Genomic DNA, 26,144 nt, shown 5'->3' on the forward strand with positions numbered 1-26,144 from the left:
CAGCTATGAAATCTTATCGCTTAACGCACTTAAAGCAGCTGGAAGCAGAAGCTATCTTCATCATGCGAGAAGTAGCCTCTCAGTTTGAAAAACCAGTATTGCTTTTTTCCGGAGGTAAAGACTCAATATGCATGGTCAGATTGGCTCAGAAAGCTTTTTGGCCAGCTAAACTTCCTTTTCCATTAATGCACATTGATACCGGGCACAATTTTCCGGAAACTATAGAGTTTCGTGATAATCTGGTGGAAAAACTAGGCGCGAAATTAATTGTAAAGACAGTACAGGAGTCTATAGATAAAGGTAGAGTAGCAGAAGAAAAGGGACCCAATGCCAGCAGAAATGCTTTACAAACGGTTACGCTGCTGGATGGAATCGAAGAGTTTCAGTTTGATGCTGCCTTTGGCGGAGCGCGTAGAGACGAAGAAAAAGCACGTGCCAAAGAAAGGTTTTTCTCTCACCGGGACGAATTTGGACAATGGAACCCCAGGAATCAGCGCCCTGAATTGTGGAACTTATTCAATGGTAAGAAAAATGTCGGCGAACACTTCCGCGTATTTCCTTTGAGTAACTGGACAGAGATGGATGTGTGGCAATACATTGCTGCTGAAAAAATGGATATACCTGAAATCTACTTCTCGCATGACCGTGAAGTGGTAGATCGTAATGGAGTTTTACTCGCTAAATCAGAATTCCTTACATTACAGAAAGAAGAAAAATACGAAACCAGACGTATCCGCTTTAGAACAGTAGGTGACATGACGTGTACGGGAGCAGTAGAGTCAGATGCTGACAATTTGCAATCCATTATTCAGGAAGTAGCTTCCGCTAAAGTAACAGAAAGAGGCGGCAGGACAGATGACAAACGCTCAGAAGCTGCAATGGAAGACCGCAAAAAGTTAGGTTACTTCTAGATTGAAAATTTCTCCCAAAGCCAAAAAATTTAGCAATGAATCAAGAATTAACACAAGAAGTAAACGAACAATACCTCAACATGGACCTGCTGCGTTTTACCACTGCAGGTAGCGTGGACGATGGAAAAAGTACTCTGATCGGAAGACTTTTATTTGATAGTAAAGCCATTTTTGAAGATCAGATGGATGCGGTTCAGCGCGCCAGTCTGGGTGGTGGAGATGAAAACATTAATCTTGCTCTTCTGACAGATGGTTTACGTGATGAAAGAGAACAAGGAATTACCATAGATGTAGCTTATCGTTATTTCGCTACGCCAAAGCGTAAATTTATCATCGCTGATACGCCCGGCCATATTCAGTATACCAGAAATATGGTCACCGGTGCATCTACCGCTAACCTTGCTATTGTACTGGTAGATGCGCGTCATGGGGTAGTAGAACAAACCTGCCGTCATGCTTTCATCGCTTCATTATTGCGTATCCAGCACTTGGTACTTTGTATCAATAAGATGGACCTGGTTGACTATAGTGAAGAAGCATTTGAAAAGATCAAAGATGATTTTGAGGACTTTAGCTCCAAGTTAGACATCCCTGACATTCGCTATATTCCGATTAGTGCTCTAAAAGGCGATAATGTGGTGCATAAGTCAGAAAACATGTCTTGGTATGAAGGATCAAGTCTGTTATATGCCTTAGAAAATGTACAGATTGCCAGTGATTATAATTTTATTGACTCTCGCTTTCCGGTACAAAGAGTTATTCGCCCTCAGTCAGACCAATTTCATGATTACAGAGGTTATGCTGGTAGGGTAGCGGGTGGTGTATTTAAACCTGGTGATGAAATCATTGTACAGCCTTCAGGACTTACTTCTAAAATAAAATCTATTGAAACCTTAGATGGGCCTCTGGATGAAGTTTATCCTCCTATGGCAGTGTCTCTTACGCTGGAAGATGATATTGACATTACCAGAGGAGACACTATTTGTAAACCAGACAATCAACCCACGGTTGGTCAGGATATTGAAGTGATGATGTGCTGGCTCAATGAGAAAAAAATTCAGCCGGGAGGAAAGTATATGATCAAGCATACCACCAAAGATGCACGTTGTGTCATCAAGGAGGTTAAGTATAAGGTAAATATCAACACCCTCCATCGTATAGAGGATGATAAGGAAATAGGACTGAATGATATCGGAAGGGTTCAAATCCGCACTACCTCTCCTTTGATCTACGATAGTTACAAGAAAAACAGAACTACCGGCAGTATGATTCTTATTGACGAATTTACCAATGAAACTGTAGGTGCCGGAATGATTATTTGACCATTATTTTACTATAGGCAATAAAAAAGCCAACGCTAACTATTCAGCGTTGGCTTTCTTTTTTTGACGATGATTTATTTTATAGCTAGCTTCTTATCGCTACCACTATTGTTAAAATAAATCCAGTCAATGCTTCCTTCCGTCTCCTCATCATTCTCTCCTCCAGTAATTACAAAATACAAATCATGCTTACCCGAAGCAAAAGACTGTAAAGGGATTGTAACTTCCCGAAATGCAGCAGGAGATGAAACAGTCGGCATAGCCTGCGTAGCAATTGTTTTGCCATCAACTTCGTCCTGTCTGATGTGTAAAGTCAGGCCAGGAGCATTAGCACCCATTCTGATTTTTAAAGACTCTACGTTTTTCAGGTCTATATCTTGGAAGGCAAAATAACTTCCCTCTTTAAGATTACCTACGTAGGTTGTATTGTCAGTAGTACGAGTGCGGGTACTGTTGCTGAAATTTAAGCTTTCAGCCTCTACTTTAGGGTCACGAAGTTCAAGCGTAGATTGTGCGGCCAAGGGACCTACTATTTCCCCACCCTGATCAGTATAACTAACTTTGAAAATATATTTACCTCCAGGGTTCGCAATATGCTCATCAGGAGTCAAGGTTCCGCTCAAAGGCAATGAAGCACCCTGTGCATCCAAAGATAGTAGATAGTCAACAATAATTCCTGCTTCTTCTTCCGTTACCACCTGCGCTGGCATGGCTCTGTCGCCCCAGTTGCCACTTCCACCTTTCAGAATCTTATTGACCAGCATGGCTTTATTGGCATCAGTAGTTTCGTAGCGCTTGGCTACTTCCTGATAAGCAGGGCCAACAGACTGCTTCTCAAAAGAATGGCAGGCTTTACATCCACTATCTTCTATAAGTGATAAGCCATTTACAGAGGACTTATGGCCAAGCTCATCTTCAACCATAGCTCCATCCATACTATAAGCAAAAGCAAAACTTACCTGCGATGGAGAAATTTTTCCATCAGTAAGGCTGCCATCTTCTTTATCTGTTACTTTGATATCGTATTTCACAGGAGTATTATCCCAGTAAAAGGAAGCATTTGAGGTAAGGGCTATTTCTATGGATGGCCTTGCATTACCTACCTGAATGGTGATATCTTGCACATCACTGTCCCCTTCAGCATCTGTAACAGTGAGCGCAACATCATAAATTCCTGCTTCCTCAAAAGTAAACTGGGGGTTAGCATCAGTAGATTGTTCTTCTGCTCCAGTGAATGACCAGGCGTAGCGAAGTTCGTCGCCCTCGTCATAGTCAAAGCTTTCTTCCCCGCTAAACTGTACAGTAAATGGAGCTGCACCAATGGTTTGGTCGGCAGCTACACGAGCGATAGGTGTGCGATTGCCTTCAGCATAGCTGATACGAGAAAGCGAAGCATCAGGATTGGCAGCAAACCAGTCTGCACCATACTCAAGTAGGTAAATACTTCCGTCATGGCCCATTTCCATATCAATAATTTTGCTGAAGTCAAATGAATCCACAAAAGGTTCTAGCCTCTGTAAATCACCGTTTTCATCTACTGTAACAGCAATTATCCAGTTGCGTATCCAGTCGTAAATGAAAAGCTTGTCATCATAATATTCCGGAAAGCGATTCCTGGAATGTTCGTACTTCTCATAGTGATAAACTGGCCCGGCCATCGCGTTACGACCACCTGTACCCACAATAGGAAAGTCAGGTGACTCATCATAAGGATACCATACAAAAGATTTATTGAAAGGAGGTAATTTTTTGCGGCCAGTATTATTGGGGGAGTCATTGATAGGACCATCAAAGTCAAAGTAATCACCTATCTCACCAGTAGCGAAATTATGGTCCCGGTAGGGGCGATTACCACGAAAGTAAGGCCAGCCGTAAAAACCTGCTTTTTTCGCCTGTTTCACTGCATCATATCCTTTAGTACCCGGCTCACCATCGGCACGGGCATCCGGCCCCACATCCCCCCAGTATAACCAGCCGGTTTCCTGGTCTACACTAATTCTATAACTGTTACGGGTACCCATCACGTAAATTTCAGGACGACTCAATGGATCTCCCTCAGGGAAGAGGTTTCCTTCCGGAATAGAGTAAGTAGCATCTTCATTGACCTTGATCCTCAAAATTTTTCCTCTCAGGTCATTGGTATTTCCCGATGAACCCTGAGCATCAAATGGAGCGCGGCCCGGTCTTTCATCTATAGGCGCATAGCCATTGGATTGGAAAGGGTTAGTATCATCACCGGTAGATAGGTAGAGTAAACCATCAGGTCCAAAGGCAATAGACCCCCCGGTATGACAGCATTCCTGACGCTGAACATCTACCTGCAAAATCACTTTTTCAGAAGACATGATCAGACTGTCGTCAAGCAATAAAAAGCGAGACAAATTTTGAATGGGCTCATCACCGGCAGGCGAATAATACATGTAAACCCAATTGTTGTAATAGAAATTCGGATCTTTTGCGATACCCATCAAACCATCTTCAAACTGTGTATGCACATTCATTTGCGCGATTTTTCGCATACGACCATCCTCAGGATAGTACATTTTGACAGCGCCTTTGCGCTCCGTAAAAATCACCTTACCATCGGGTAATACCGCCAGCTCGGTAGGCTCATCCAAGGGACCAGGAACAAGGATTTCCTTTACAAAGCGGTTTTCTTCAGGAGTTCTTAACGACTGTGCCAAACCATAATTTAAATGATTGTCACCGATAGCATATTCAATACCTTTTGTAAAAGAGTCTTTTACTACTTCATTGCTCAGAGCGGTAGAAACATTATCTCCGCTGATATAAACTACCTGCCCTCCATCGTACTCTCCTGACCAAATATTTATTCCTTCAGGAGCACTATCACCCTCTTGCGTTGCCATTAGCTTAACAGGCATCTCCTGGTACTCGGGGTTTTGCACTTCCGAACTTTGTGTAGTAGCGATCAACTCTTCGTACCATGGCCAGTTGTACTTTATATTAATGGGTGAATTGATCCCGACATAACCTCCTCCTGCCTGTACAAATCGCTCTACATCAGTTTGCTGCCAAACATTCAACGACTCGCCGGGCGTGCCTAAGAATACAATGGCACTGTAATTCTGAAGATTTTCTTCTTTCAGAGATACACTCTGACTGGTGGTATCTATTGCAAAACTATGTTGTTGTCCTATTTGCTCGATTACGGACAAACCAGCGGGGGCCTGTTTGCCTTCGGGCTGAAAATACACCAAAACTTTACGTTCTCGAGAGTTGTCACATGAAGTTAGAAGATAGATAAAGCCGAGGAAAAGCGAAAAACTTGCAAGCAGTCGGACTGTCTGTTGTGTCATCTTAAGAGTATTTGTTGGAAAGCGATTGCAAAATCAACAGTTAGCAAAATGTAAACCCACGAAAATAAAGGGAATGCAGGTACTTAACTACAATTATGCTAAAATTAGTTTCCAATATATGGCTGAAATTAACAATATCCGAATACAAAAAGGCATATTAGCAAGACAGGTAGTAAAAAGAAAAAGTACCGGCTAAAGCGGTACTTTTAAATATCTAACAAAAATTATATGCTGCTAAAGTTCGCGTATGCGAACATTACGAAAAGAGACCTGATCACCATGATCCTGCAAAGCGATATGCCCTTCTTTAGCCTTTCCATATGCAGGAAACTTGGCAAACTTACTATTGGCTACGGCTTCTTCCCATTCAGGTGTCCACAGTTCATATTCTACCACTTTTTCGCCATTGAGGTAGTGTTCTACCTTACCTTCATTCACTACCAAACGAGTCTTATTCCATTCACCTGCAGGCTTCACGGTTTCTACCGTTGATTTTTGCAGATCATAGTTATCTCCGGAGCGATGCTTTTCAATTTTTGCATCGGGATGCCTTTCATTATCAAGCAGCTGATATTCAGGCCCTGAATGGTAAGTAGCACCCAATGAGTCAGCTTCTACCACATGAAACATAAGCCCGCTATTGCCACCTTCGGAGATTTTCCACTCCATCTCTAGTTCGAAATTTTCATACTGGTTTTTTGTGATGATGTCACCGCCGCCTTTTCCTGCTAATTCTAGTACTCCATTTTGGTATTCCCATTTAGAGGAAATTGTATCTGCCTTGAAGTTTCTCCAGTTTTCTGGCGCAGTGATTTCTTCCCACTCTGAAGAAGATTCGGCGGTAGTTTCTTCAGCAGGAGTGCTATCGGTGGTTTCTGCTTCGTTTTGTGAAGTAGGTCCACAAGAGACGATGGCAAGTGCCATCATTATTAAGCCCAGAGGCCATCCGTTCATTTTCATAAGTTATTCGTCTTTGGTTTTACTTTAAGATAATCCTAAAATCTTTTTGTTGGTTTCATCATCAGACTTACCACCGGCAAAATCATCAAAAGCTTTTTCAGTTACGCGGATGATATGATCCTGAATAAAAGGAGCGCCTTCCAGTGCACCTTGCTCAGGGTGCTTCATGCAGCATTCCCATTCCAGTACTGCCCATCCATCAAAATCATACTGCGTCAGCTTACTGAAAATCGTACTGAAATCTACCTGTCCATCGCCCAGGGAGCGGAAGCGGCCGGGGCGATCCACCCAATCCTGATAGCCACCGTATACTCCGGATTTACCGGTAGGATTGAATTCAGCGTCTTTTACATGGAACATTTTAATGAGCTCATGATAATCATCAATATTAGCAATATAGTCCAGTTGCTGTAATACATAATGGCTGGGATCGTACAGCATATTTACACGTTTGTGATTACCGGTGGCTTCACGGAAACGCTCAAAGGTAACACCATCATGCAGGTCTTCACCAGGGTGAATTTCGTAACAAACATCTACGCCATTTTCATCAAACTCGTTCAATATAGGCGTCCAGCGATCAGCCAGTTCTTTGAAAGCCATATCTACAATGCCAGGCGTACGCTGTGGCCAGGGGTACATATAAGGCCATACTAAGGCTCCGGAGAAAGTAGCGTGAACCTTGAAACCAAAATTACGGCTGGCTTTAGCCGCCATTTTTAACTGGTTTACCGCCCACTCCTGACGAGCTTTGGGGTTATTATGGACTTTTTCAGGTGCAAAAGAGTCAAACATCTTATCATAGGCTGGATGTACGGCCACTAGCTGCCCCTGTAGGTGGGTAGAGAGTTCAGTGATTTCTACACCTGCTTCTTTCGCTTTGCCCTGGAGCTCGTCACAATAACCTTTACTCTCGGCGGCCTTTTCCAGATCAATGCAGCGAGGGTCAAAAGTAGGTACTTGTACGCCTTTGTAACCAGCATCGGCCATCCACTTACAAGCATTTTCAAAAGTATCAAAAGGAGCTTCATCGCTCATAAATTGAGCTAAAAATACGGCAGGGCCTTTAATAGTTTTCATACGGTATAGGTTGCGGTTTGAATTCTACAAAAAATTTATGGCCTAAATTAAGGTTTATTTTAGCTTATTCAAATCACCCTAAGCTGATATCAGCATAGCGTCAGTATGAGTGGTCTCATTTGGCGTTATTAACAAGTCCTTTAAATCATAGGGTGCGGGATATGGGTTTTCTTCAATGTTGAGTTTGTTAAATTTATTGAAAAATACTGATCGCAAAACTCAAATAATGCCGATCAGTCCTCTTCATTCTGATCGTGCGGGCCATTACGCTAATGTACACCCTGATGATCTTCGGAACCCAGCCATTCAAACACTTCTTTGGCTGCTAAAAATTAAGACATGCACACCATGGATTGGCTCAATAAGCTTCTCTTACGCGGGGGTTGACTAATCCGCTTGGAACAATTGCGGCTTATTGCATATGAGCATCAAAAGACAATTTCTCTTCCTGCCCAATAAAATCAAACAGAGAGGGTGTCTACCAATACAAGAAGGGGCGAGAGCTACTGTTTTTTTTTCTGTCAACATAATCTAATGTCTCCAAATGGCTAATGATGAGCTGATAAGGCTACCGCATAAGATCACTTAAGCAAGTATCAGATCTTTTTTCCTACTACCTGAGCATGACGGGGAATGGAACGTAGCCATATGGTTTTGTAAGGTTTGAAACCTGCTTTTTTCTGCCATTCCGACATTTCCTTCTTCGACCAGGTACCTGACTGACTGGTAGCGGCAAAGTATAAATCAAGAATCGCCAGGTGGTCTCCTCTACGAGCTTTGTCATCTCGCACATATTCCTGAATGATGTAACGACCTCCGGGCTTAAGTGCTTCATAAACCTTTTGAGCAAGCACTATATTGGTTTCGGCATCAAAATGATGAACCAGGCTGGAGATAAAAACAACATCATAGACTTCTTTGCCCAGATGGGTAGTGAGCACGTTTCCCGCCTGATGCTTAATTTTGTGATCCATATTTTCTTCGGAAAGAAGCGGCTTGGCATACTTGATCGCTTCCGGAAGGTCAAGTATCGTAGCCTTTAAATCAGGGTATTTTTGACAAAGGGCAACAGAATAGTATCCATGCGCTCCTCCTACGTCGAGCATATGCGTTGCTCTCTTCGGTATAGGGGTGCGCTTGGCTACTTCCCAGGCGGATACTTTAGCCATAGATCGCATCCCTCTCTGATAAACTTCCCACTCCTTATCACATAATACCCGGTGCATATCGGCAGGCTCCCCGGAGCGCACATAATTTTCATAATGCTCTACCAGTTTCCACTCTACAAACTGAAGCATCATCTTATCATAGACAGACTTTTCACTATCCTGCAACATCCATTTACGAGATAAATGGGTAAGTCGATACTCTTGCTGCTGGTTTATGGTCAGATAGCCCAAGTGAACCAAAGCGTTCAGTATCTTAAGGGTAGCATTAGGGTGTGTCTGACAGTATTCGGAGATTACTTTAGCAGTAGCGGATTGTTGTGCTAAGGCTTCAAAAATGCCTAACTTGGCTCCTACCATAATGGTGCGGGCCATCATAAAGGCCACATGAGTATCACTGATGGGTGTGGGAGCAATGCCCAACCAGAGCGCAAAACGTTCCAGCAGGTTTTCGGGTACCGAGGTAAGCTTCATGTTTAAAAAAACTGAAATTCAAGCGTATAGTTATAAGATGAAAACCAGAATTAAAATTTGCTGTATCAGCAGCCGGGAGGAAGCCGAGCTAGCGATCCGTTCTGGGGCAGATGCGTTAGGGCTGGTAGGCCATATGCCCAGTGGACCGGGTGTTATATCTGACGAATCAATAAAGAAGGTGACGGAAAGTACTCCTCCTCCAATCGCTACTTTTTTACTCACCAGTGAAACTCAGGTAGAAGCCATCATCCGGCATTGGCATAAAGTGAGAACCAATACCATCCAGATTGTAGATGCGCTTTCGTATGGTTCTTATCAGGAAATCAGAAAGGCTCTGCCGGGAGTAAAACTTGTGCAGGTCATTCATGTGATGGATGAATCATCGGTAGAAGAAGCAAAAAGTGTAGCCCGGGATGTGGATGCTATTTTGTTAGACTCCGGTAATCCTTCGCTGGCAGTCAAAGAGCTGGGGGGTACCGGAAAAGTGCATAATTGGGAAATCAGCAGAAAAATCAGGAAAACGATTGATATTCCTTTGTTCTTAGCAGGAGGGCTCAAGCCTGACAATGTGCAGGAGGCTATCCGAAAAGTAGCTCCCTTTGGTGTGGATATCTGCAGCGGTGTGCGCACCCATGGCAAGCTGGACGCTGACAAACTGCAACGTTTTGTAAGCACTGTGCATGCTGGGTAAAAACTTATTTCTTCACTAATCGGTATCGGTTTGCTGTGAAATTTACTTAAGGCTTAAAACAAATTAAACAAGGGAGGTAGTTACTGCCTCCCTTATTTAGTTCATATTAACAGCAACCTGATCCGGGCTCGCAGCAAGCCTCCTCTTTTACTTCGTCATTTGTAGCTTTTAAAGGTTTCTTACCAGCTTTCTCAGCATATACTGTGATGCTGAAAATTCCGGTTTTACCATTTTTAAAATCTGCTATTTCTGAAGCAGACAAGTAAGATTTCAAAATATCATCCGGTAAATTGATTACTTTCTCCTTTTGCAAAGTGATATTCTGGAAACCAGTTTGTTGAATATAACCCAGATACTCTTCTTTCTGAATTGCACCAGCAACGCATCCGGCATACATTTCTGCATCCTGTTGCAAGGCTTTCGGTAATTCGCCCACGAGTACAATATCTGAAATGCTAAAGTGACCCCCGGGCTTAAGCACACGGTATATTTCACTGATTACTTTCTCTTTATTGGGGACAAGATTAAGTACGCAGTTGCTCACAATAACGTCAGCGATGTTATCCGAAACGGGCATATCATCAATATCTCCTTCGCGAAATTCCACATTGTTAAAGCCTAACTTTTCAGCGTTTGTACGCGCTTTTTTGATCATGCTAACAGTAAAATCTATACCAATAACTTTGCCTGTAGCTCCGGTTTCGTGCCGGGCAATGAAGCAATCATTACCAGCGCCTGATCCTAAATCAATGACTGTATCACCTTTTTGAATTTTGGCGAACTGGGTGGGTAAGCCACAGCCTAAGCCCAGGTCGGCATCGGCATTATAACCCTCTAGGGTGCCGTAGTCATCAGTCATGATATTATACACTTCGGTAGATGAAGTGCCTGAACCGCAACAAGAAGAAGCATTGAGTGCTTTGTCCTGTTCAGCAATTTTGCTGTACTTTTCTCTGACGATCTTTTTTAGTTCTTCTGATGTACTCATGATATATTTGGTTTATAGCAATATTACGATGAATGAATGTAAATTTTTTTAACAGCATTTTTGTTCGCTGTATTGATCAAAGAGGAAATTAAACAGATCTTTTATTTCTTTCCATTTAATGGGATTGATACAATAATTAACTGAAGTACCTTCTATTTTTCCCTGAATGATACCGACGGCTTTCAACTCTCTTAAATGTTGAGAAATAGTGGCTTGTGCCAGACCAATTTCCAACACCAGATCACCGGTAATACAGTAATTTATTTTAAGCAAATGCTGCACAATTGCAATTCGGGCAGGATGTGCCATAGCTTTGGCAATTTGTGCCAGTTGGTTTTGCTCCGCTGTAAAAAGATCAGTTTTAGTAAGTCCCATAATTGTATATACTATATTGCAATATAACGATGAAAAGAAGATAAAGTTTATAAAACCACAAAAATTTTTAAGGTTTGCTAAAAACGCTATCCATGCTTATGACGCAAGCATTATTCTAAGCGCTAAAAACCGAAGAGAAATTGGTCAGGTCTTATACAGTATAATTCATACATAGCTATGTTTTTTCTTGTACTCCATCGGAGTATGACGCGTAAATTTTTTGAAGATATGATTGAAGGTGGATTTGGAGTTAAAACCTGACTCCAGAGCGATGCCCAATAAAGTATACTTAGCATATTGGGAGTCAATCAGTTTCTTTTTTATTTCTTCTACCCTATGGTAATTAATAAAGTCGTAGAAGCTAGTGTGTAGTCCCTGGTTCAGCAGGTGAGATAATGCTTTGGGATGCATGCTTAGCAATGAAGCCAATTTGTCCAGTTTTAATTCAGGATCTAAGTAGGGCTTTTGTTGTGATACAAACGTTTTTAGTCTGTCAATTTCATCCTGCAGATTTTCCAGGTGCTCAGTAGAAACAAGTTCGCTTTTGTGAGAGTGATTAATTGTGGATTTAGGTAGATGTATCCTAAGAAGTTGCTTCAGCCCTATCCAGTAGATCAATACTGAAACATAGAGTAAAAGGGGATAGTATGCGGAAGGTGGTAAATGAAACTGATAACCAACCAGATCAATTAATGTAAAGCCAAAAAGTAATAACCAGCTAATAAGGAGCGCAACAAGCAGCTTTTGTAGCCACGCCAATGTGATGTATTCATGGTTGGAGTATTCTTGCGTAATCCAACGCTGGTATTCTTTGACCAATTGTAGTCCTAAATAACCGTAGACAAAAAAAGAAAGTAGCCCGGCTATTTGTTCTGTCAACTGTAATAAGAATGCTAAATGAGCAAGGTTTGCATCAGGAAATACAGCTTCTGACAAGAAAACGCCCAGTTGTAAAACGAGAAATATGAAAGGCGGAAGGAAATGTAGCCAATCCCTGAGTGACATGCGTAATTGGGGAAATACAGTGCTTTTAATATATAGGTAAAGCAAAGGCCCCATCAGCAAAAAAAAGGACAGTGGCAATCTTAATGGAGCTAGCCAGGCGTTTTGCGTCTTTAAATCTATCACCAAATGCTTGCCGGAGGTTAGAGCAAAGCTGATGATGAGTAAAGCCAGAAAAATAGTAGCTCGGCCACCTTCTCTTTTTATGAGTAAAATAAGCAGCCCCAAGATAAGCCCCTGCCCTACCCCAAAAAAGATCAGTAAATTATAAAGGTTGAAATACAAGTTATTCCCTTCAATTAGTAAACAGAGGGGAAATTAGGAGATTCAGCCGAATAATGTAAAGCGAGATTGTTATTTCGTCCTATTACAACACAGCATAATGGGCTTCAGTTATTTTAAGGACTTATGACAGTCTCTGAAGAATTTAATTGTTCAATCCATTTACGGATTAAAGCTACTCCTTCTTCATGAATAAGGGTGCGCCCCAGTTCGGGCATCATTACTTCCGGATTGGTGCTGTTCATGCGGTGCAGCAAAATGGATGCTTCAGGCTTACCCGGCACAATATCGTGCAGCAAATTACCGGAAGCTTTTCCGGCAGCCACGGGGGGCTTCATAAATCCCAATTTGAAAGGGTCGGTTTCAAAAACAGTGAGGTTTAGACCTGAAGTTTTGGCAGGTCCCAGAGGGTTATGGCAAGGGCCGCAGTTAATGTCCAAATAAGCTATGGCCCGCTCATCAAGCGTGCCTGAGTTGGGGTTATCCCAAAGCGGGAAGGCAGGGCGTTCTTTTGCTTCAGGTAAACCTGATAGAAGGCCATTTGCTGCCAGGAATTCCAACTGGTTTACTTCTTCGGAAACATACATATTTTTGCGGTTTAGCTGTCGAGCTGTTGGGCCAATAGGCATGAGCGTTTTATCTTTCACATGGCAGCTTTTGCACTGGTTTAGATTAGGGACAATGTAGTTGGTTTGTTTTATCGCGCCATCATCATGTGTCCATTGTACAGGGATAGTAGCTCCAATAATTTCAAAATAAGCATCTGTCTGCTCCTCATTCCAGATGTACGACAAGGGTTGCCAGCCTTTTTCTTCATGCACCAGCAAGCGTGTCTCCAGTATTTTTTTTCCTGCTGATGCATCCCGAAAGTCATTGGGGTAATAAAAGTTTTTGATAAGTACCGTACCTACCGGAAAATCTAGTACTTCTCTTTCCTGATAATTAGCAGGGGCCCCTTCTGGAAAATAAATAAAGCGTTTTTTGTGGGCATAATCTGAAAAAAGAGGTGTATTCAGTTCGTAAGCTACTACATTGTCCGCAGGCTGCAAATCAGCCAGTTTGCCTTCAAAAAAACCGTATTCCGATAGCCAGGCTTTGCCCATGCCATAAGTTTCAATTTCTTCTGGAGCTGCTGTCTTTTCCGCTGCTACGGGCTGCTGCTTTTCTTTTTCGGTGTTACATGCTAACAAAAAAGCACAGATTACCACGAACGCTCCTACTCTTCTCATAAGCTTATCGACAATTAAATCTGCTAACATCCATACTCAGATTTTCAAAATCATTGGCAGCGTCTAAATCTACAAAGCTGATGGGTTGCTGTTCGTCAATACAAACTTTATAAGAAGGATTCACGTCTCCATTGGCCAGAAAATAATCATCAGGTTTGATACCATCCAGGGCTATATCCGGAATAGTGGGCCCCAGCTTAAATAAAAAGAGTTTGCCGAAGTCTGAGCCGAGGTAAGGAAACCAGTTGTCGTTTTCAAACTTATTATTGTAGATACTGATTTGGCCGGGAAAAGGATCGTAATTCTTATCACTGCGGAAATCAGCTTGAATGCCCCTTACCCCACTTTCAGGGTCAGGTTGTTCTTCTTCATTGCCTCCTTCCATCGCGCTCATCAGCTCATAACTGATTACCGAAACGCCTACTGTTTTGTGGTCTTTGATTTCATTGTCAAGTACGTCTACATTTTTAGTAGCCAGAACGATGATGCCACTGCCGGGCGGGATGGTACCTACGATGGCGCCAGGCACCGCGAAATTCTCCCGGTTATTATCATGCACCATATTGCCATGTACTTTGATGTGTTGGCCATAGCGGGTAAGTCCGGGCAGGTTGAACACCAAAATTCCTCCGGTATTGTCCCAACATTCGTTTCCATAAATTTCTACCCGCTCACTGTTTTCACTTTCAATACCGGCTACATTTTGATACACTTTGTTATTGCGGATAATTACATCTTCCGACTGCCCCACATACAGACCCGCATCGGAAGCGCCCATAGATTCACACCCTTCAATCAGTACATTTTTACAGATGACGGGGTAAAAGCCATAGGCTCCGTTTTCCTCATTGATGGGGCCGGTCCAGGCTACTTTAACACGGCGGAAAGTGATACCATCGGTATCCATCACTTTGATGTTATCGCCGGAAGCATCCTCGACGGTCAAATCTTCAAGAGTAATGTTATTGCTGTTAGTAATGCGGATACCTTCGGCTCCTTCCTGTTGCCCTTTAAAGCTGAGTACGGTTTTATCAATGCCCTTGCCCCGGATGGTAATGTGGTTTTTCCCATCCATGATCAGGCTACGCGAAAACAGGAAATGCCCTTCCGACAGCTCAATCACACTGCTGTCTTCGGCGATGATAAATTGGGTGAGGATTTCTTTTTCCTTGTCCTGATAATTTCGTTCGGGATCATACCGATCAGGGCCGCAAGACCAAAGCAGGATAAACACCAAGAAAAGGATATAGTACTGTTTCATTGTCGGAATTGTTTTTTACAAAATAAACCAAGAGGCACAAAAGAAACGTCCGAACTCAGGAGTTCGGACAAGCTCATCCGGATTTACAGATATTCACTTCCTTCTTGCTGGCGAAGCGGGCATTTCATTTCTTATGGTTTCTCCTGTTTGAGTTGAAGTTTTGGGCTATTCATTATTTGGAGATATTGGATAGTATTTATTTATGGAGCTGACTTACCGGCGGGACACATCAACTAAAACTAAAAGCCAGCTATTGTATTCCTCAAAACCATCGTCTGATAGATGCTGAATAACATCTTTATAGTCCTGGTCAAAGTAGTAGGCCAGCTCATAAGTATCTCGTGATTCTTTGGGATTAAATAGTTTCCCGGGCTGATACTTTTTTAGTCCGGCTTCTGCTCTGCGTTTATCTAGTTCAACTTTGGTATTTACCCACTCCTTATATTCTTTTTCTCCTAAAGCATATGGAATTACAAAATCCACAGACTTTTTGATACTTCCGCTATCGGGGTTTTCATAGCGGAATAAATCCTCAGAGGCATGTACTCCAAGTTGGTCTAAAGTGATGGCATACATGAGCAGAGGATCAAGACCGGAAGTATGGTAACTCAGCGCATCACGTTGCTCCAGGTCCCGGCTGCTGCCATCTCCGTATAGAGATTTGTCCACATAGGCTTTAAAATTTTCAGTAGCGTATTGCACATAAGCCTGATTTTCTACTACCAGGCCGATTGTACCCACCAGTTTGATCTGTTTGGCTTTCCAGTTGTTTTCAGGAATATTAGGGTTAGCCATTTCCCCTTCAGCAATTCTTACCAGCCACTGGTTTACCAGTTCTTTCTCAGCAGGGCTAAAGTAGCTTTTCATTACCTGATAGCTGTGGATCAGGGGTTCAAATTTATTTTCATTGATAGGGTTGCCGGTTGCCTGATAAATATTTACCCAGGCCAGAATGTATTTTTTTGCCATTGCGACATAGGCTTTATTTTGTGTACCATAGAAAGCATTCAACAAAACGGCTATCTTATCCATGTCGCGAAGGCTTTTTTCGGTAGCTACTCTTTTAGGATCAGTATCCAGCAGGCCTTCATAATGAATTACTTTTAATGGCTGAGGATGCTCAAAGAGGATTGCTTGGGCTGCGTCTTTGACAGGATACCAGAGATTTCTCACTTCTTTATTTTCCTGAATGAGCTTCATCAAGTACTGCTGCTCCTCGGGAGTAAGCAGGAGCGTTTGCCGTATGCTGACTTCTGCCACTGCTGAAAAAGACATGCTAATCAGGAAGAAGGCGATGAATAAAAATCTCATAGTAAATATTGTAGAGGGCATAAAACCATGAAAGGAAGGATTATAGTAGAAATTTGGAATAACATACAATTTATTTGGACCAATCTATTTTATAATCTAGATAATCTAGGATTAAATTTCCTTCTTTCCATTCCAGTAAAGTATACTTGGCTTCAATACTCACCAGACCGTTTGATTCAGTTAAGTTATCAAGGGGCCTCATAGCATTTTTTCGCTGTAATGTAAAAGATGAGTAGCTGACCATAAAATCAAATGTTCATTTTCATGAGAAAGAAACATCACTACTAGTAATACTAATCGTTTGCCTTCAAATCTGAGTTGTAAATAACAGTTGATAAGGAGATCATGCTACTCATTTGCTTTGGTGAAATTCCATTCAAGTGAAGTAAGACCATAATGAATTGCCACACTATCATATTTCTGGAGTATTTCTTCAACCTTGACGTGCATAGAAAAAGGACAGCTAACTTAAACCAGCATGTCGTTAAGCTTCACTGTTAAGGAAAGTTGAGTAGCTGATATCTCACGCTTATTACTTATTGTCTTCTTTTCCTGATACTCTCCGTCTACAGGTTGACGATAGGCATATAATCTTTTTTTATTCACATCAATAATCCATACTTCGGGAATTTGAGCAGTGGCATAAAGGGGTAACTTTTTATCACGCTCATAATGTAATGTACTGTCAGATACTTCAATGAGTAAAAGTACATCAGCGGATGTTACACCGGTAGAAGCATAGTAATCCTCACGGAAAGGTAAAATACTAATATCTGGCTCAGGTTCAGAATGTTCACCTATGCGAACAGGGTTTTGCACATCAACAAGATATTCAGGTGCCAATTGAGGGATGAGCAAAGTAGAAACACGTCTTACTATTGCCGCATGATAATTTCCTGTTGGGGGTGCGGCCCTCCGCCTCATTTTGATAATTTCACCATGAATTAATTCAATCCGGTCATCCTCATGAAGAATACCAGCCTCAGCCATCCTATGGTATTCTTGTATAGTAAATAATCTTTTGGCTACATCAGCTTCCATCATTTATCAATGTAATAAGAAAAAGAATCAATAAAACAATATATTAAAAAGTTAGCTGTCACCTATTGTTGATAACAACAAAGTTTTATCCTAACAAGTTACTACCTAGAAGTCAAATGCTTATAATCTCTTACAACAGTATAGAGAAACTGCAGCGGGCGTAAATCACTCTGGATTTTCAGCAAATCCTGAATCTTATGGGCCGTAGCCATAAGAGGAGCAGTTTGGCCGCTTTCCCGATAGGTATGGATTACGCGCATGATGATGTCAATGTCCTGATCATGTAAGTTTACTACTTCAGGGAAAACAGACTGATAATCCTCTTCAACGGAGAAAACGGATAAAGGCTGACCGGCTTTTTGCTTAACCACCGTAGTACCGGCGGCTAAGTCCCCGAGGCGCTGGTCGTTGCGGGAAATAGCAATGCTTAAAACAGCAATAGCTCCGCTCATCATGCCGATATCCACCAGGCGGAGGAGCCAGCGAATGAGGTATGCGCCTATGCCCGGAGCCGATCCATCCAGCTTAACCACTTTGATATTCATTTGCCTTTTACCCAGGCTTTGCCCGTCCATAAATATCTCGCAAAGTAAATGATACAAAAAAGGGGGTAAACTTAACACCACAATCAGGGCGGTAGGAGGCGTGATGCCTAGCTGTGAAAAGACTAAAAGAAGTACGATCCCATAGGCAGCGATCACTAGCAGATCCAGAAAGAAAGCCTGTATGCGGCTGCCAATACCTGCTAATACATAATCTACCTGTACATTTTGTGTCGTTTCTATACTAATGCGCGGCATAGCTGCAGTGATTGATAGTTTAATTTGTAAATTTCTCTCGCTAAATTGGTCATCATTCAGATAGTAAAAATACGATAAGTTTTCGGTTTGTGGCTATCCAAACTGAGGCAGAAAATACGAAATTGATGAGAGAAGCGGCCTTTGTCAAGCAAAATGAAAAGAAGTGGGAAGCACTGAGGGAGGCAATGTCTTCGGGTAAAGGTACTTTGAAACCGGATGAATTGGCAGATTATTTTATTCAGCTTACAGATGATCTGGGCTATGCCAAGACCCATTACCCTCAAAGTAATACTACTGCTTATCTGAATAACCTGACCGCCAAAGTGCATCAGGCGATATACCGCAATAAGAAAGAAGAGCAGAGCCGCTTTGTGCGTTTCTGGAAAACAGAACTTCCCCAGATACTGTATCAGTCTCGCAAGCAGATGCTCTATTCATTCGTCATTTTTACCATTGCATGCCTGATAGGCGCTCTCTCGGCGGCCCATGATGATAGCTTTGTGCGCCTGATTCTGGGAGATAGTTATGTAAATATGACGCTGGAAAACATTGAGAATAATGACCCTATGGCGGTATATAAAAGTATGGGAAGAAGTGATATGTTTTTTGCTATTACAGTCAACAATATCAAAGTTTCCTTTATGGCTTTTGTGGCGGGCATATTTCTTTCTATAGGTACTGGCTTTGTGCTTTTGCAGAATGGGATCATGCTGGGAGCTTTTCAGTATTTCTTTTATCAAAAGGGAGTATTACTCTCCTCTTTCCTCACCATATGGATTCATGGTACTATTGAGATATCTTCCATCATCATTGCCGGTGCCGCGGGTTTAGTGATTGGCAATAGCATTTTATTTCCGGGTACTTACCCCCGTATGGAATCTTTCAAAAAAGGAGCCCGTAAGGGGATGAAAATTGTGGTAGGGCTGGTACCTTTATTCATTATTGCAGGCTTTCTGGAATCGTTTGTGACCCGCCTCACGGATTGGCCCTGGCCTCTACGTCTGGGGATCATTTTAAGCTCTGCTTTCTTTGTCCTTTATTATTTTGTCATATACCCCGCAAAACTACAGCAGCATGCAAGGCAGTAAGATCAAATTATATGAGCAGCGTGATTTTGGTGATAAGATCAACGCTACCTTTACTTTTTTACGACAGAATTTTATTCCTCTGGGAAAAAGTCTGCTGTATATCGCCGGTCCGGTATTGATAGTGGTGGGGATTATTTCGGCCATTACTTCAATGAACATAGTTTTTAGCGATGGTGAGTTTTCAGAAGAAGAAGCCATATCTTTTCTGGGAGGGACCGGACTGGCCAATGTTATTGCTATTCTTTCGTCGGCTGTAGTAATCTCAGTAGTGTACAGCTATTTCTCATTATATACCGAGCGTGACGATTATGAAAACATTAGCGTAAGCGAAGTATGGACAAGGGTTAAAGGAAATCTTTTGCCAATATTATTAAGCCTGATTGTGACAGCCATACTCATAATCATAGGCTTTGGCTTATTAATTATTCCTGGCTTCATATTGATGGCTGCGCTGTCATTCATCTTTATTTTACAGGTAAAAGAAAGGCTTAGCTTTGGCGAAGCCTTTTCCCGTAGCTTTAGCCTGGTCTCAAATCACTATTTAAGTACCATCGGCTTGATACTGGTGATGATAATACTTCAGGCCATCTTAGGCTCTATTCTTGGTATTCCGGTGATGCTCATGACGGGGCTTGGTACTTACTTTTCTACTTCGGCAGATTATGAAATTCAAAACAGCTCGGCAGTGATACAGGCATTATTCATCGTAGCACAGGTAGTAAGCACTATGGGGGCACAGTTTCTATATAGTATTATTTTGGTGGCTATAGGTTACCAATACGGTAATCTGGTAGAGAAAAAAGAAGCGGCCGGCCTGATGGAAGATATTGACAGTCTGGGACAGCAAAAATCCCACAACTCAGAAGAGGAAAGTTATTAACAATAGAAAATGAAAATGGCCAGGAAGTCAAACCCGGCCATTCTTATTTATGAACCTTTCAGTAATTTAAAGCTTTACCCATGCCTGCTTTTTATCGCTTTCTACAATGGCATCGCATAGGCTCAACTCGCGTAAACCGTGAGCGAAGGTAGCGTACTTGTCCTCCACATGTTTTCCTTCACGAATAGCTGCATAAACCTCCTTAAACATCTGTTTAGAAGTATCCGGGAAGCCCTCATTATGTCCGCCGGGAAAAGAAATAGTCTGAGCAGCACTTTCATGTACCAAAGCGGGATCTCTTAAGAGTGACTGATTGGCGGTGTCGCGTTTACCAATCCATAGTTCATTAGGAGACTCAGAGCACCAGTGCATAGCCTGCTTAGAGCCAGAGAACTCCAGATTGATACGGTTTTTCCTTCCGGCAGCCACCTGGCTTACAGTTACTACTCCTCTGTTACCATTGTTAAAGCGTAGCATTACAGTAGCATAATCTTCTGTATTGATAGGAATATCCTGATAATCTTCAGGTTTCAGCATTTTTCCGGAGTAGGTTTCTACCGGCTTCAAAGGCTTCTTACGCGTCTTATGTACTGTGCTGAAGTCGGCCATTACTTCCAGTATTTCTAAGCCAGAAATGTACTCCACCAGGTCAAGCAAATGAGAGCCAATGTCGGCAATGGCTCTTGAGTCACCGGACATTTCCGGCTCCAGGCGCCAGTTATAGTCAGTAGCGTAATAAAGCCAGTCTTGCAGGTATGTTCCTATGACAGAAAAAACTTCTCCCAGTTCTCCACTCTCACGTATAGCTTTCATCTCTTTGACTAAAGGATAAAAACGTAGGTTGAAATGTACAGCATTTACCAGCCCTTTTGACTTGGCTAGCGCTACTAACTCTTCGGCTTGTGGCACTGTAGTAGCGAGAGGTTTCTCACAAACCACATGCTTGCCTGCTTCCAGCGTCTTTTTGGCCATTTCATAGTGAAGATGATTAGGCGTACAGATGTGTACTGCCTGTATGCCTTCATGATTAAGCAATTCGTCAAAATTGCCATATGCATGTGCTATCCCCAGCGATGTGGCTTTGGCCTGGGCTATTTCGAGGGTGAAGTCACTGACTGCGACTACTTCCAGATTAGGGATTCTCCGTAGTGCCTCAATATGGGCAGGGCCAATAAAACCTAATCCTGCTACGCCAATCTTAATTTTTTGCATGTTTTAATAGGTTGGTTATTCTAAACTTATAGCGCCGATATTAATATTTTTTATTGATTTACGCTAATGCAGCCTTCCATTCTTCCAGGTAGGCTAACAGGCGAGAGCGGCTTGGGCTTTGTCCATCCCGTACATAAGCACCAGAGGTAGCCATGCCCAGTAGTGTAGCTGCCTGTAGACTACTGCCTGCCAGCAGGGCGAGGCAAAACCCGGCATTTAGATTGTCTCCACCCCCGGTAGAAATAAGTAGTTTTTGGGCCAACTTGCCGGGAACTTCATAAAGGCCTTCTTTTGTGACAATCACAGAACGGTCAAGGGGATGCACCAAAAGACAGTCTATCCGCAACTTCTCAAAAATGAAAGAGCAGATTTCATTTAGTTGAAGCGCTGTAGGCATTGTTTCACTCCCCTCCTGCTGAAAAAGTACCTGTGCCAGGCGATAAGCTTCATTTTCGTTGAGTCCTAAGGTAACATTACCATATTGGCGGTAAGCCTGCATCGTACTGATTATCCTGCCAATCTCCGATTCAGACTTTTTAGTAGGGTCAGCCAGGTCAAAGAAAAATTGCCTGTTTTGCCCATGGCTAAGTTTAGGAAGAATTTCATGAAGTATGCCCTGCCATATGTCGGTAGCCCGAGGCAGATTACACCAGTCTACCAAGGCAATGATGCTACAGTCTTTCATAAAGCGTAGCAACTGCTCCGCACTGTATATTTCCTTTACATACGACCAGTCAAGTTGGCTAAAGGCACTTACCTCGGATAGAATAAGTTTACCATCGTCAAATTCCAGCGCGTTGGTTTCAGCAGGCTTACCCAGTGAAAGTAGCGTGCAGTGATCAGACATGGATTGAAAAACCGGGTGAATAGTATCCTCTCCAAAGCTTCCCAGGCAATAATTAGGGATGCCCAATGTACCCAGGGCATGTGCCATGATAGGCGCATTGCCTCCTGGCTTAACGGTCTGGTTTACCAATTCCAATTGAGCACTTTTACCTGCAGCCAGGCTAATACGGGATGCAAGCTCAGGAATAGTAGAAAAATAGCTGTTTTGTTCTTCTTCCTGGGTCTGTACTACCTTCTGAATTCTGTCTATATAGCCATCCAGCCCCACAAATACTTGTTTATCCTTAGGAGGAGTAAAGCTTGCCAGCAAATGGAGAAGCTCGTCAATGAGGGGCAGCGGGTCCATAGAAGGTCAATAACCGGGAGTAGTACCAAATTTACGAGGAGCTTCTTTCTCACCATCATCACCAAAGCGTTTACGTGCTTCATCTAGTATGGCTGCGGTGGCGGTAGCACCAATTCGGCTCACGCCCCATTCTCTTACTCTGAGCAGGTCATCCAGTGTACGAACCCCTCCGGCTGCTTTTACCTGAATTTCATCGGCAGTGTGCTTACGCATCAGCTTCAGGTCATGTTCAGTGGCACCCTGATAGCTGTACTTTCCATCCTCTCCTTTAACAAAACCATAGCCAGTAGAGGTTTTTACAAAATCTACTTTCAGCGCGCTACAAATTTCGCAAAGCTTGATCTTGAATTTATCTTCGGGGAGAAAATCATTTTCAAAAATAACTTTAAGAGTCGCCCCATGCTTATGGGTAGCATCATTAACAGCTTTGATTTCACTTGTCACGTAGTCCCAGTCTTCGCCCAGCACTTTGCCGATATTGACCACCATATCTATCTCTACCGCGCCCGCCTTGCATGCCTGCTCGGTCTCGAAGACTTTGACCTCTACAGTAGAATTGCCCTGGGGAAATCCAATAACCGTACCTACCAGTACATCTGAGCCTTTGAGCTCTTCTACTGCCAGAGGGATAGCATAGGGCTTAATACATACAGAAGCCGCATTGTATTCCCTGGCCAGCCGACACCCCTCTCTGAGGATCGCATCATCCATAGTAGGATGAAGCAGAGAGTGGTCAATCATTTTCGCAAGTTCAGTGATTTTGTCCATAATTATGGGGTAAAAAATATTAATGTTATCATTCTATAAAACTACTGATGGCATAGTGCTCAGTATTGCAGTAAAGAGAACTGTAAACATAGAAACCTGGCCTGTCAGTAGCGTATTTGCGATTGATCTTCAGCAAAGGATTTTCAGCCTGCGTTTTCAGGTGTGCCGCCATTTCCACACTTGCTTTGATGGCGCTGATGTACTGCTCTACACTGACTATACTGAGTTGATAATGCGTCATTAAGGTTTTAAAGAGGGAGTCTTCAACCCAGCCTTTATCCAAAAAATCAGGCAAAACATCGGGCAGGTAAGTATACTCAAGCATTACCGGCTGCCCGTCTACTTTACGCAGTCTTTCCAAAACCACACATCCCCGCTTTTTTTCAGAGTGGCTCAGCTCAAAAAAAAAGCTTTTGCCCCAGCGGCTTTTATAGGGTGAGCGCAGGAAATGTGAAGATGCCTGATGATCACTGGCACCTACAACTTCAGAAAATCCCCTAAACGACAAGAGGGCCAATCTGTTTTCCTTCTTCTCCACAATACTTCCTTTGCCCTGTTGCTTACGTATCAGTCCATCTTTTTCCAGCTCTTTTAATGCCTGACGAACCATGGACCGGGTGATTTGATGTTGCAGGCTCAGCTGGTTTTCAGAAGGAAGCAGGCTGCCTTCTGAAAACTTTCCGGTGATAATCTGCTCCTTTAGCAGCGCATGGAGTTGCAAGTATCGGGGTATGCTCATAGCGTGTCATACAAATTTAAAAATCCAACTTGTATATACAAGTTGTGAGGCTTACTATTTATGCGAGCTGCTGTAAGCTTTTCCTGTGAAAAAAATTGTGATAAGCTCTCAATTTGTACAAATTGGCAGGAAGTAGACTGGGAGTCGTAAACAGTTTTTAATACCAAAAAGCGTGCTGTCAAAAAAAGTATATTTAAGTGTGCTGATGCTCTTCCTCAGCACTTATGCAGTTGCACAGGAAAGGGTACCGGATAAGGTGTACGATTTCAATGAGGCATTGATGCAGGAAGCAAATGGTAGAGACATACCTTCCAGGCTGATAGAACAATACCGCGCGGATGGAGACTTTAATTACCGCTATGGCTATCAACAAAGCATAAGTATTTGGCAGCAACTCTGGCAATGGATACTCCAGCAATTGGGAAAACTGTTTGGAGAAGTAAATTTTAGTTTTCCAGTAGGCTGGGCACTATATATTTTTTGCGCGTTCATGATCATTTTCGCAGTACTAAAGTTATCCGGAGTAAGTGTTTCTGGACTTTTCACCAGAGAGAAGCAGCTGAGCAATATGCAGGTACAGGATATGCTGGAAGAGGATATCCATGAACTGAATTTTGAAGAAGAGATCAGCAAAGCCCGGCAGGCAGCAGACTTTCGGAGAGCCATACGACTCCTGTATATCTACACCCTCAAAAAACTTGCAGACAGTGAGCTGATTGTGTGGCATCCCGGAAAGACAAATGCGGATTATCAAAGTGAATTAATGCAGGAGAACATAAAGCCGGGTTTTCGCAGACTGAGCATTTATTATGAATATGCCTGGTATGGAGAGTTTCCGGTAGATGCGGCGCTTTACGAAAAAGTGAACAGCCTGCACCAAGCTATTGATCATCAACGGGCAGTGAGCACATGAGGAAAGAATGGAAATATTATCTCATCCTGGGAAGCGCTCTCTTGCTCTTGATTTTGCTAGAGTTGCTGGCCCCTACGCCTGCCGACTGGACCTTTAGTCTGCATCATAAGCACAAAAGTCCTTACGGAACATACATTTTATTTGAAAACCTTTCTTACCTGTTTCCCGAACAGGCTGTTAGTACAGTTTATCGTAGTTTATATGAACTACAGGATCAGGCTTATGAGCAGGAAAATATACTGATCTTTGCTGCAGACTTCTCTCCTGATGCGCAGGATGCAAAAGTTTTATGGAATATAGTGGATAAGGGAGGGTCCGTGTTTGCTGCTGCCCGTACATTTGGGGGTAAGCTGGCAGATACTTTGAAATTAGAAACAGATACCCGGCTACAAGAGGGTATTGTACAGGAAGAAGACACGTTGGAGATACGGGAGAGCCTCTATTATTTTTCTGCATATGACTCTTTACGCATGGAAGTATTGGCACAAAACGAAAGTGGTGATCCGGTATTACTTCGCTTCAATAAAGGAGAAGGGGCATTATTGCTCAGCAGTGTGCCACAAGCGTATACCAACTACTTTATGCTGGAAGGCGAACTTTATCAGGAAGCAGTCCGCTCCCTAAGTTTTCTGCCGCTCAGGGATGTGCTATGGAATGAATATTATCATCTGGGAAGAATGGAGCCTGCTACACCGCTGCGTTTTTTGCTCAGTGTGCCAGCTTTACGCTGGGCAGTATACCTGAGCTTGGCAGGCTTGCTACTGTTCATGATTTTTGAGTCAAAACGGAGACAACGAGCTGTGCCGGTGCTTTTGCCCCCCAGTAATACAACATTAGATTTTGTGCAGACAGTAAGCAACCTCTTTATGCAGGGTAGCAATCATCAGGAGATGGCGAGGAAGAAAATCATTTATTTACGCGAATATTTACTGAGCAGATTCCGGCTGGAGGGTGAGTGGCAGGATCAAAATTTTAGAGAGCGGGTAGCTCATAAAACAGCCAAAGACAAAGGAGAAGTAGACAAAACGTTTGACTTCATCCTCACTTTGCAAAATAAGCAACAGATTTCTTCAAAAGAACTTTTAGTATTGAACCAAAATATTGACAGCTTCTACTCGCAGGAAGCAATAATCTGAATT

At 42.7% G+C, this 26,144-nt stretch carries 23 protein-coding genes; 7 read left to right on the plus strand and 16 right to left on the minus strand.

The annotated features are described in order from the left end of the window. Nucleotides 1-5 precede the first annotated feature (5 nt). Nucleotides 6-911: a sulfate adenylyltransferase subunit CysD gene (gene cysD, locus OKW21_RS28255; protein ID WP_277486323.1), complete on the plus strand. Its 906-nt coding sequence runs from the start codon at nucleotides 6-8 to the stop codon at nucleotides 909-911. A gap of 35 nt (nucleotides 912-946) precedes the next feature. Further along, a complete protein-coding gene (cysN, locus tag OKW21_RS28260) occupies nucleotides 947-2,233 on the plus strand; it encodes a sulfate adenylyltransferase subunit CysN (RefSeq protein WP_277486324.1) in 1,287 nt (428 codons plus the stop codon). A 74-nt stretch (nucleotides 2,234-2,307) separates the two neighbouring features. Here cysN and OKW21_RS28265 read toward each other — a convergent pair whose 3' ends face one another. The 4 genes from OKW21_RS28265 to OKW21_RS28280 all read right to left on the minus strand — a co-directional run bounded on the left by OKW21_RS28265 (nucleotide 2,308) and on the right by OKW21_RS28280 (nucleotide 9,233). Then, nucleotides 2,308-5,553: a PQQ-dependent sugar dehydrogenase gene (locus OKW21_RS28265; RefSeq protein ID WP_277486327.1), complete on the minus strand. Its 3,246-nt coding sequence runs from the start codon at nucleotides 5,551-5,553 to the stop codon at nucleotides 2,308-2,310. 234 nt (nucleotides 5,554-5,787) lie between these two features. After that, on the minus strand, nucleotides 5,788-6,513 hold the full coding sequence (locus tag OKW21_RS28270) for a 3-keto-disaccharide hydrolase (RefSeq protein ID WP_277486331.1): 726 nt from the start codon (nucleotides 6,511-6,513) through the stop codon (nucleotides 5,788-5,790). Between the two features lie 24 nt (nucleotides 6,514-6,537). After that, entirely contained in the window at nucleotides 6,538-7,593 is a 1,056-nt protein-coding gene (locus tag OKW21_RS28275) for a sugar phosphate isomerase/epimerase family protein (protein WP_277486333.1), read from the minus strand. Between the two features lie 596 nt (nucleotides 7,594-8,189). Beyond that, on the minus strand, nucleotides 8,190-9,233 hold the full coding sequence (locus OKW21_RS28280; RefSeq protein WP_277486337.1) for a methyltransferase: 1,044 nt from the start codon (nucleotides 9,231-9,233) through the stop codon (nucleotides 8,190-8,192). 37 nt (nucleotides 9,234-9,270) lie between these two features. On the opposite strand from OKW21_RS28280, the gene OKW21_RS28285 reads away from it, so the two are divergent. Beyond that, nucleotides 9,271-9,924, plus strand: a complete 654-nt coding sequence (locus OKW21_RS28285) for a phosphoribosylanthranilate isomerase (RefSeq protein WP_277486339.1) — start codon at nucleotides 9,271-9,273, stop codon at nucleotides 9,922-9,924. Nucleotides 9,925-10,030: 106 nt separating this feature from the next. Here the strand turns inward: OKW21_RS28285 and OKW21_RS28290 are convergent, their stop codons facing one another. From OKW21_RS28290 to OKW21_RS28325, 8 genes are all read right to left on the minus strand, one after another. Further along, nucleotides 10,031-10,912, minus strand: a complete 882-nt coding sequence (locus OKW21_RS28290) for an arsenite methyltransferase (RefSeq protein WP_277486341.1) — start codon at nucleotides 10,910-10,912, stop codon at nucleotides 10,031-10,033. Between the two features lie 48 nt (nucleotides 10,913-10,960). Beyond that, complete coding sequence (locus OKW21_RS28295; protein ID WP_277486342.1) at nucleotides 10,961-11,287, minus strand: ArsR/SmtB family transcription factor; 327 nt, start codon at nucleotides 11,285-11,287, stop codon at nucleotides 10,961-10,963. 165 nt (nucleotides 11,288-11,452) lie between these two features. Continuing rightward, complete coding sequence (locus OKW21_RS28300; protein WP_277486343.1) at nucleotides 11,453-12,574, minus strand: AraC family transcriptional regulator; 1,122 nt, start codon at nucleotides 12,572-12,574, stop codon at nucleotides 11,453-11,455. 113 nt (nucleotides 12,575-12,687) lie between these two features. Then, a complete protein-coding gene (locus OKW21_RS28305) occupies nucleotides 12,688-13,800 on the minus strand; it encodes an SO2930 family diheme c-type cytochrome (RefSeq protein ID WP_277486345.1) in 1,113 nt (370 codons plus the stop codon). A 4-nt stretch (nucleotides 13,801-13,804) separates the two neighbouring features. Then, complete coding sequence (locus OKW21_RS28310; protein ID WP_277486346.1) at nucleotides 13,805-15,061, minus strand: parallel beta-helix domain-containing protein; 1,257 nt, start codon at nucleotides 15,059-15,061, stop codon at nucleotides 13,805-13,807. 213 nt (nucleotides 15,062-15,274) lie between these two features. Then, the gene (locus OKW21_RS28315) at nucleotides 15,275-16,372 is read right to left on the minus strand and encodes an alginate lyase family protein (RefSeq protein WP_277486351.1); all 1,098 of its coding nucleotides are present in this window, start codon (nucleotides 16,370-16,372) and stop codon (nucleotides 15,275-15,277) included. 468 nt (nucleotides 16,373-16,840) lie between these two features. Then, nucleotides 16,841-17,416 (minus strand): Uma2 family endonuclease, encoded by a 576-nt coding sequence (locus OKW21_RS28320; RefSeq protein WP_277486355.1) that lies wholly within the window; start codon nucleotides 17,414-17,416, stop codon nucleotides 16,841-16,843. 98 nt (nucleotides 17,417-17,514) lie between these two features. Further along, entirely contained in the window at nucleotides 17,515-18,213 is a 699-nt protein-coding gene (locus OKW21_RS28325) for an RDD family protein (RefSeq protein WP_277486357.1), read from the minus strand. Nucleotides 18,214-18,302: 89 nt separating this feature from the next. Between OKW21_RS28325 and OKW21_RS28330 the strand changes: the two genes are divergently transcribed. Both OKW21_RS28330 and OKW21_RS28335 read left to right on the plus strand, forming a co-directional pair. Next, nucleotides 18,303-19,301, plus strand: a complete 999-nt coding sequence (locus tag OKW21_RS28330) for a stage II sporulation protein M (RefSeq protein ID WP_338130094.1) — start codon at nucleotides 18,303-18,305, stop codon at nucleotides 19,299-19,301. Further along, the gene (locus OKW21_RS28335) at nucleotides 19,288-20,181 is read left to right on the plus strand and encodes a DUF7847 domain-containing protein (RefSeq protein ID WP_277486364.1); all 894 of its coding nucleotides are present in this window, start codon (nucleotides 19,288-19,290) and stop codon (nucleotides 20,179-20,181) included. The genes OKW21_RS28330 and OKW21_RS28335 overlap by 14 nt, the downstream gene beginning before the upstream one ends. A gap of 66 nt (nucleotides 20,182-20,247) precedes the next feature. On the opposite strand, the gene OKW21_RS28340 is transcribed toward OKW21_RS28335, so the two are convergent. Genes OKW21_RS28340 through OKW21_RS28355 form a run of 4 tightly spaced genes read right to left on the minus strand, consistent with a single transcriptional unit; the run spans nucleotide 20,248 to nucleotide 24,092 of the window. Beyond that, the gene (locus OKW21_RS28340) at nucleotides 20,248-21,393 is read right to left on the minus strand and encodes a Gfo/Idh/MocA family protein (protein ID WP_277486366.1); all 1,146 of its coding nucleotides are present in this window, start codon (nucleotides 21,391-21,393) and stop codon (nucleotides 20,248-20,250) included. 58 nt (nucleotides 21,394-21,451) lie between these two features. Next, nucleotides 21,452-22,585 carry a carbohydrate kinase family protein gene (locus tag OKW21_RS28345; RefSeq protein WP_277486368.1) on the minus strand — a complete coding sequence of 378 codons (1,134 nt, stop codon included), beginning with the start codon at nucleotides 22,583-22,585 and terminating at the stop codon, nucleotides 21,452-21,454. Between the two features lie 6 nt (nucleotides 22,586-22,591). Continuing rightward, nucleotides 22,592-23,353, minus strand: coding sequence for a deoxyribose-phosphate aldolase (gene deoC / locus OKW21_RS28350; RefSeq protein ID WP_277486369.1), 762 nt, complete (start codon nucleotides 23,351-23,353; stop codon nucleotides 22,592-22,594). 28 nt (nucleotides 23,354-23,381) lie between these two features. Further along, complete coding sequence (locus OKW21_RS28355) at nucleotides 23,382-24,092, minus strand: GntR family transcriptional regulator (protein WP_277486371.1); 711 nt, start codon at nucleotides 24,090-24,092, stop codon at nucleotides 23,382-23,384. A 172-nt stretch (nucleotides 24,093-24,264) separates the two neighbouring features. Here OKW21_RS28355 and OKW21_RS28360 point away from each other — a divergent pair, with 172 nt between their 5' ends. Both OKW21_RS28360 and OKW21_RS28365 read left to right on the plus strand, forming a co-directional pair. Then, nucleotides 24,265-25,005 (plus strand): DUF4129 domain-containing protein, encoded by a 741-nt coding sequence (locus OKW21_RS28360; protein WP_277486373.1) that lies wholly within the window; start codon nucleotides 24,265-24,267, stop codon nucleotides 25,003-25,005. Next, on the plus strand, nucleotides 25,002-26,141 hold the full coding sequence (locus tag OKW21_RS28365) for a hypothetical protein (RefSeq protein ID WP_277486375.1): 1,140 nt from the start codon (nucleotides 25,002-25,004) through the stop codon (nucleotides 26,139-26,141). Before OKW21_RS28360 ends, OKW21_RS28365 begins: the two co-directional genes overlap by 4 nt. Nucleotides 26,142-26,144: the final 3 nt, after the last annotated feature.

The organism is Catalinimonas alkaloidigena (assembly GCF_029504655.1).
GTDB lineage: Bacteria > Bacteroidota > Bacteroidia > Cytophagales > Cyclobacteriaceae > Catalinimonas > Catalinimonas alkaloidigena.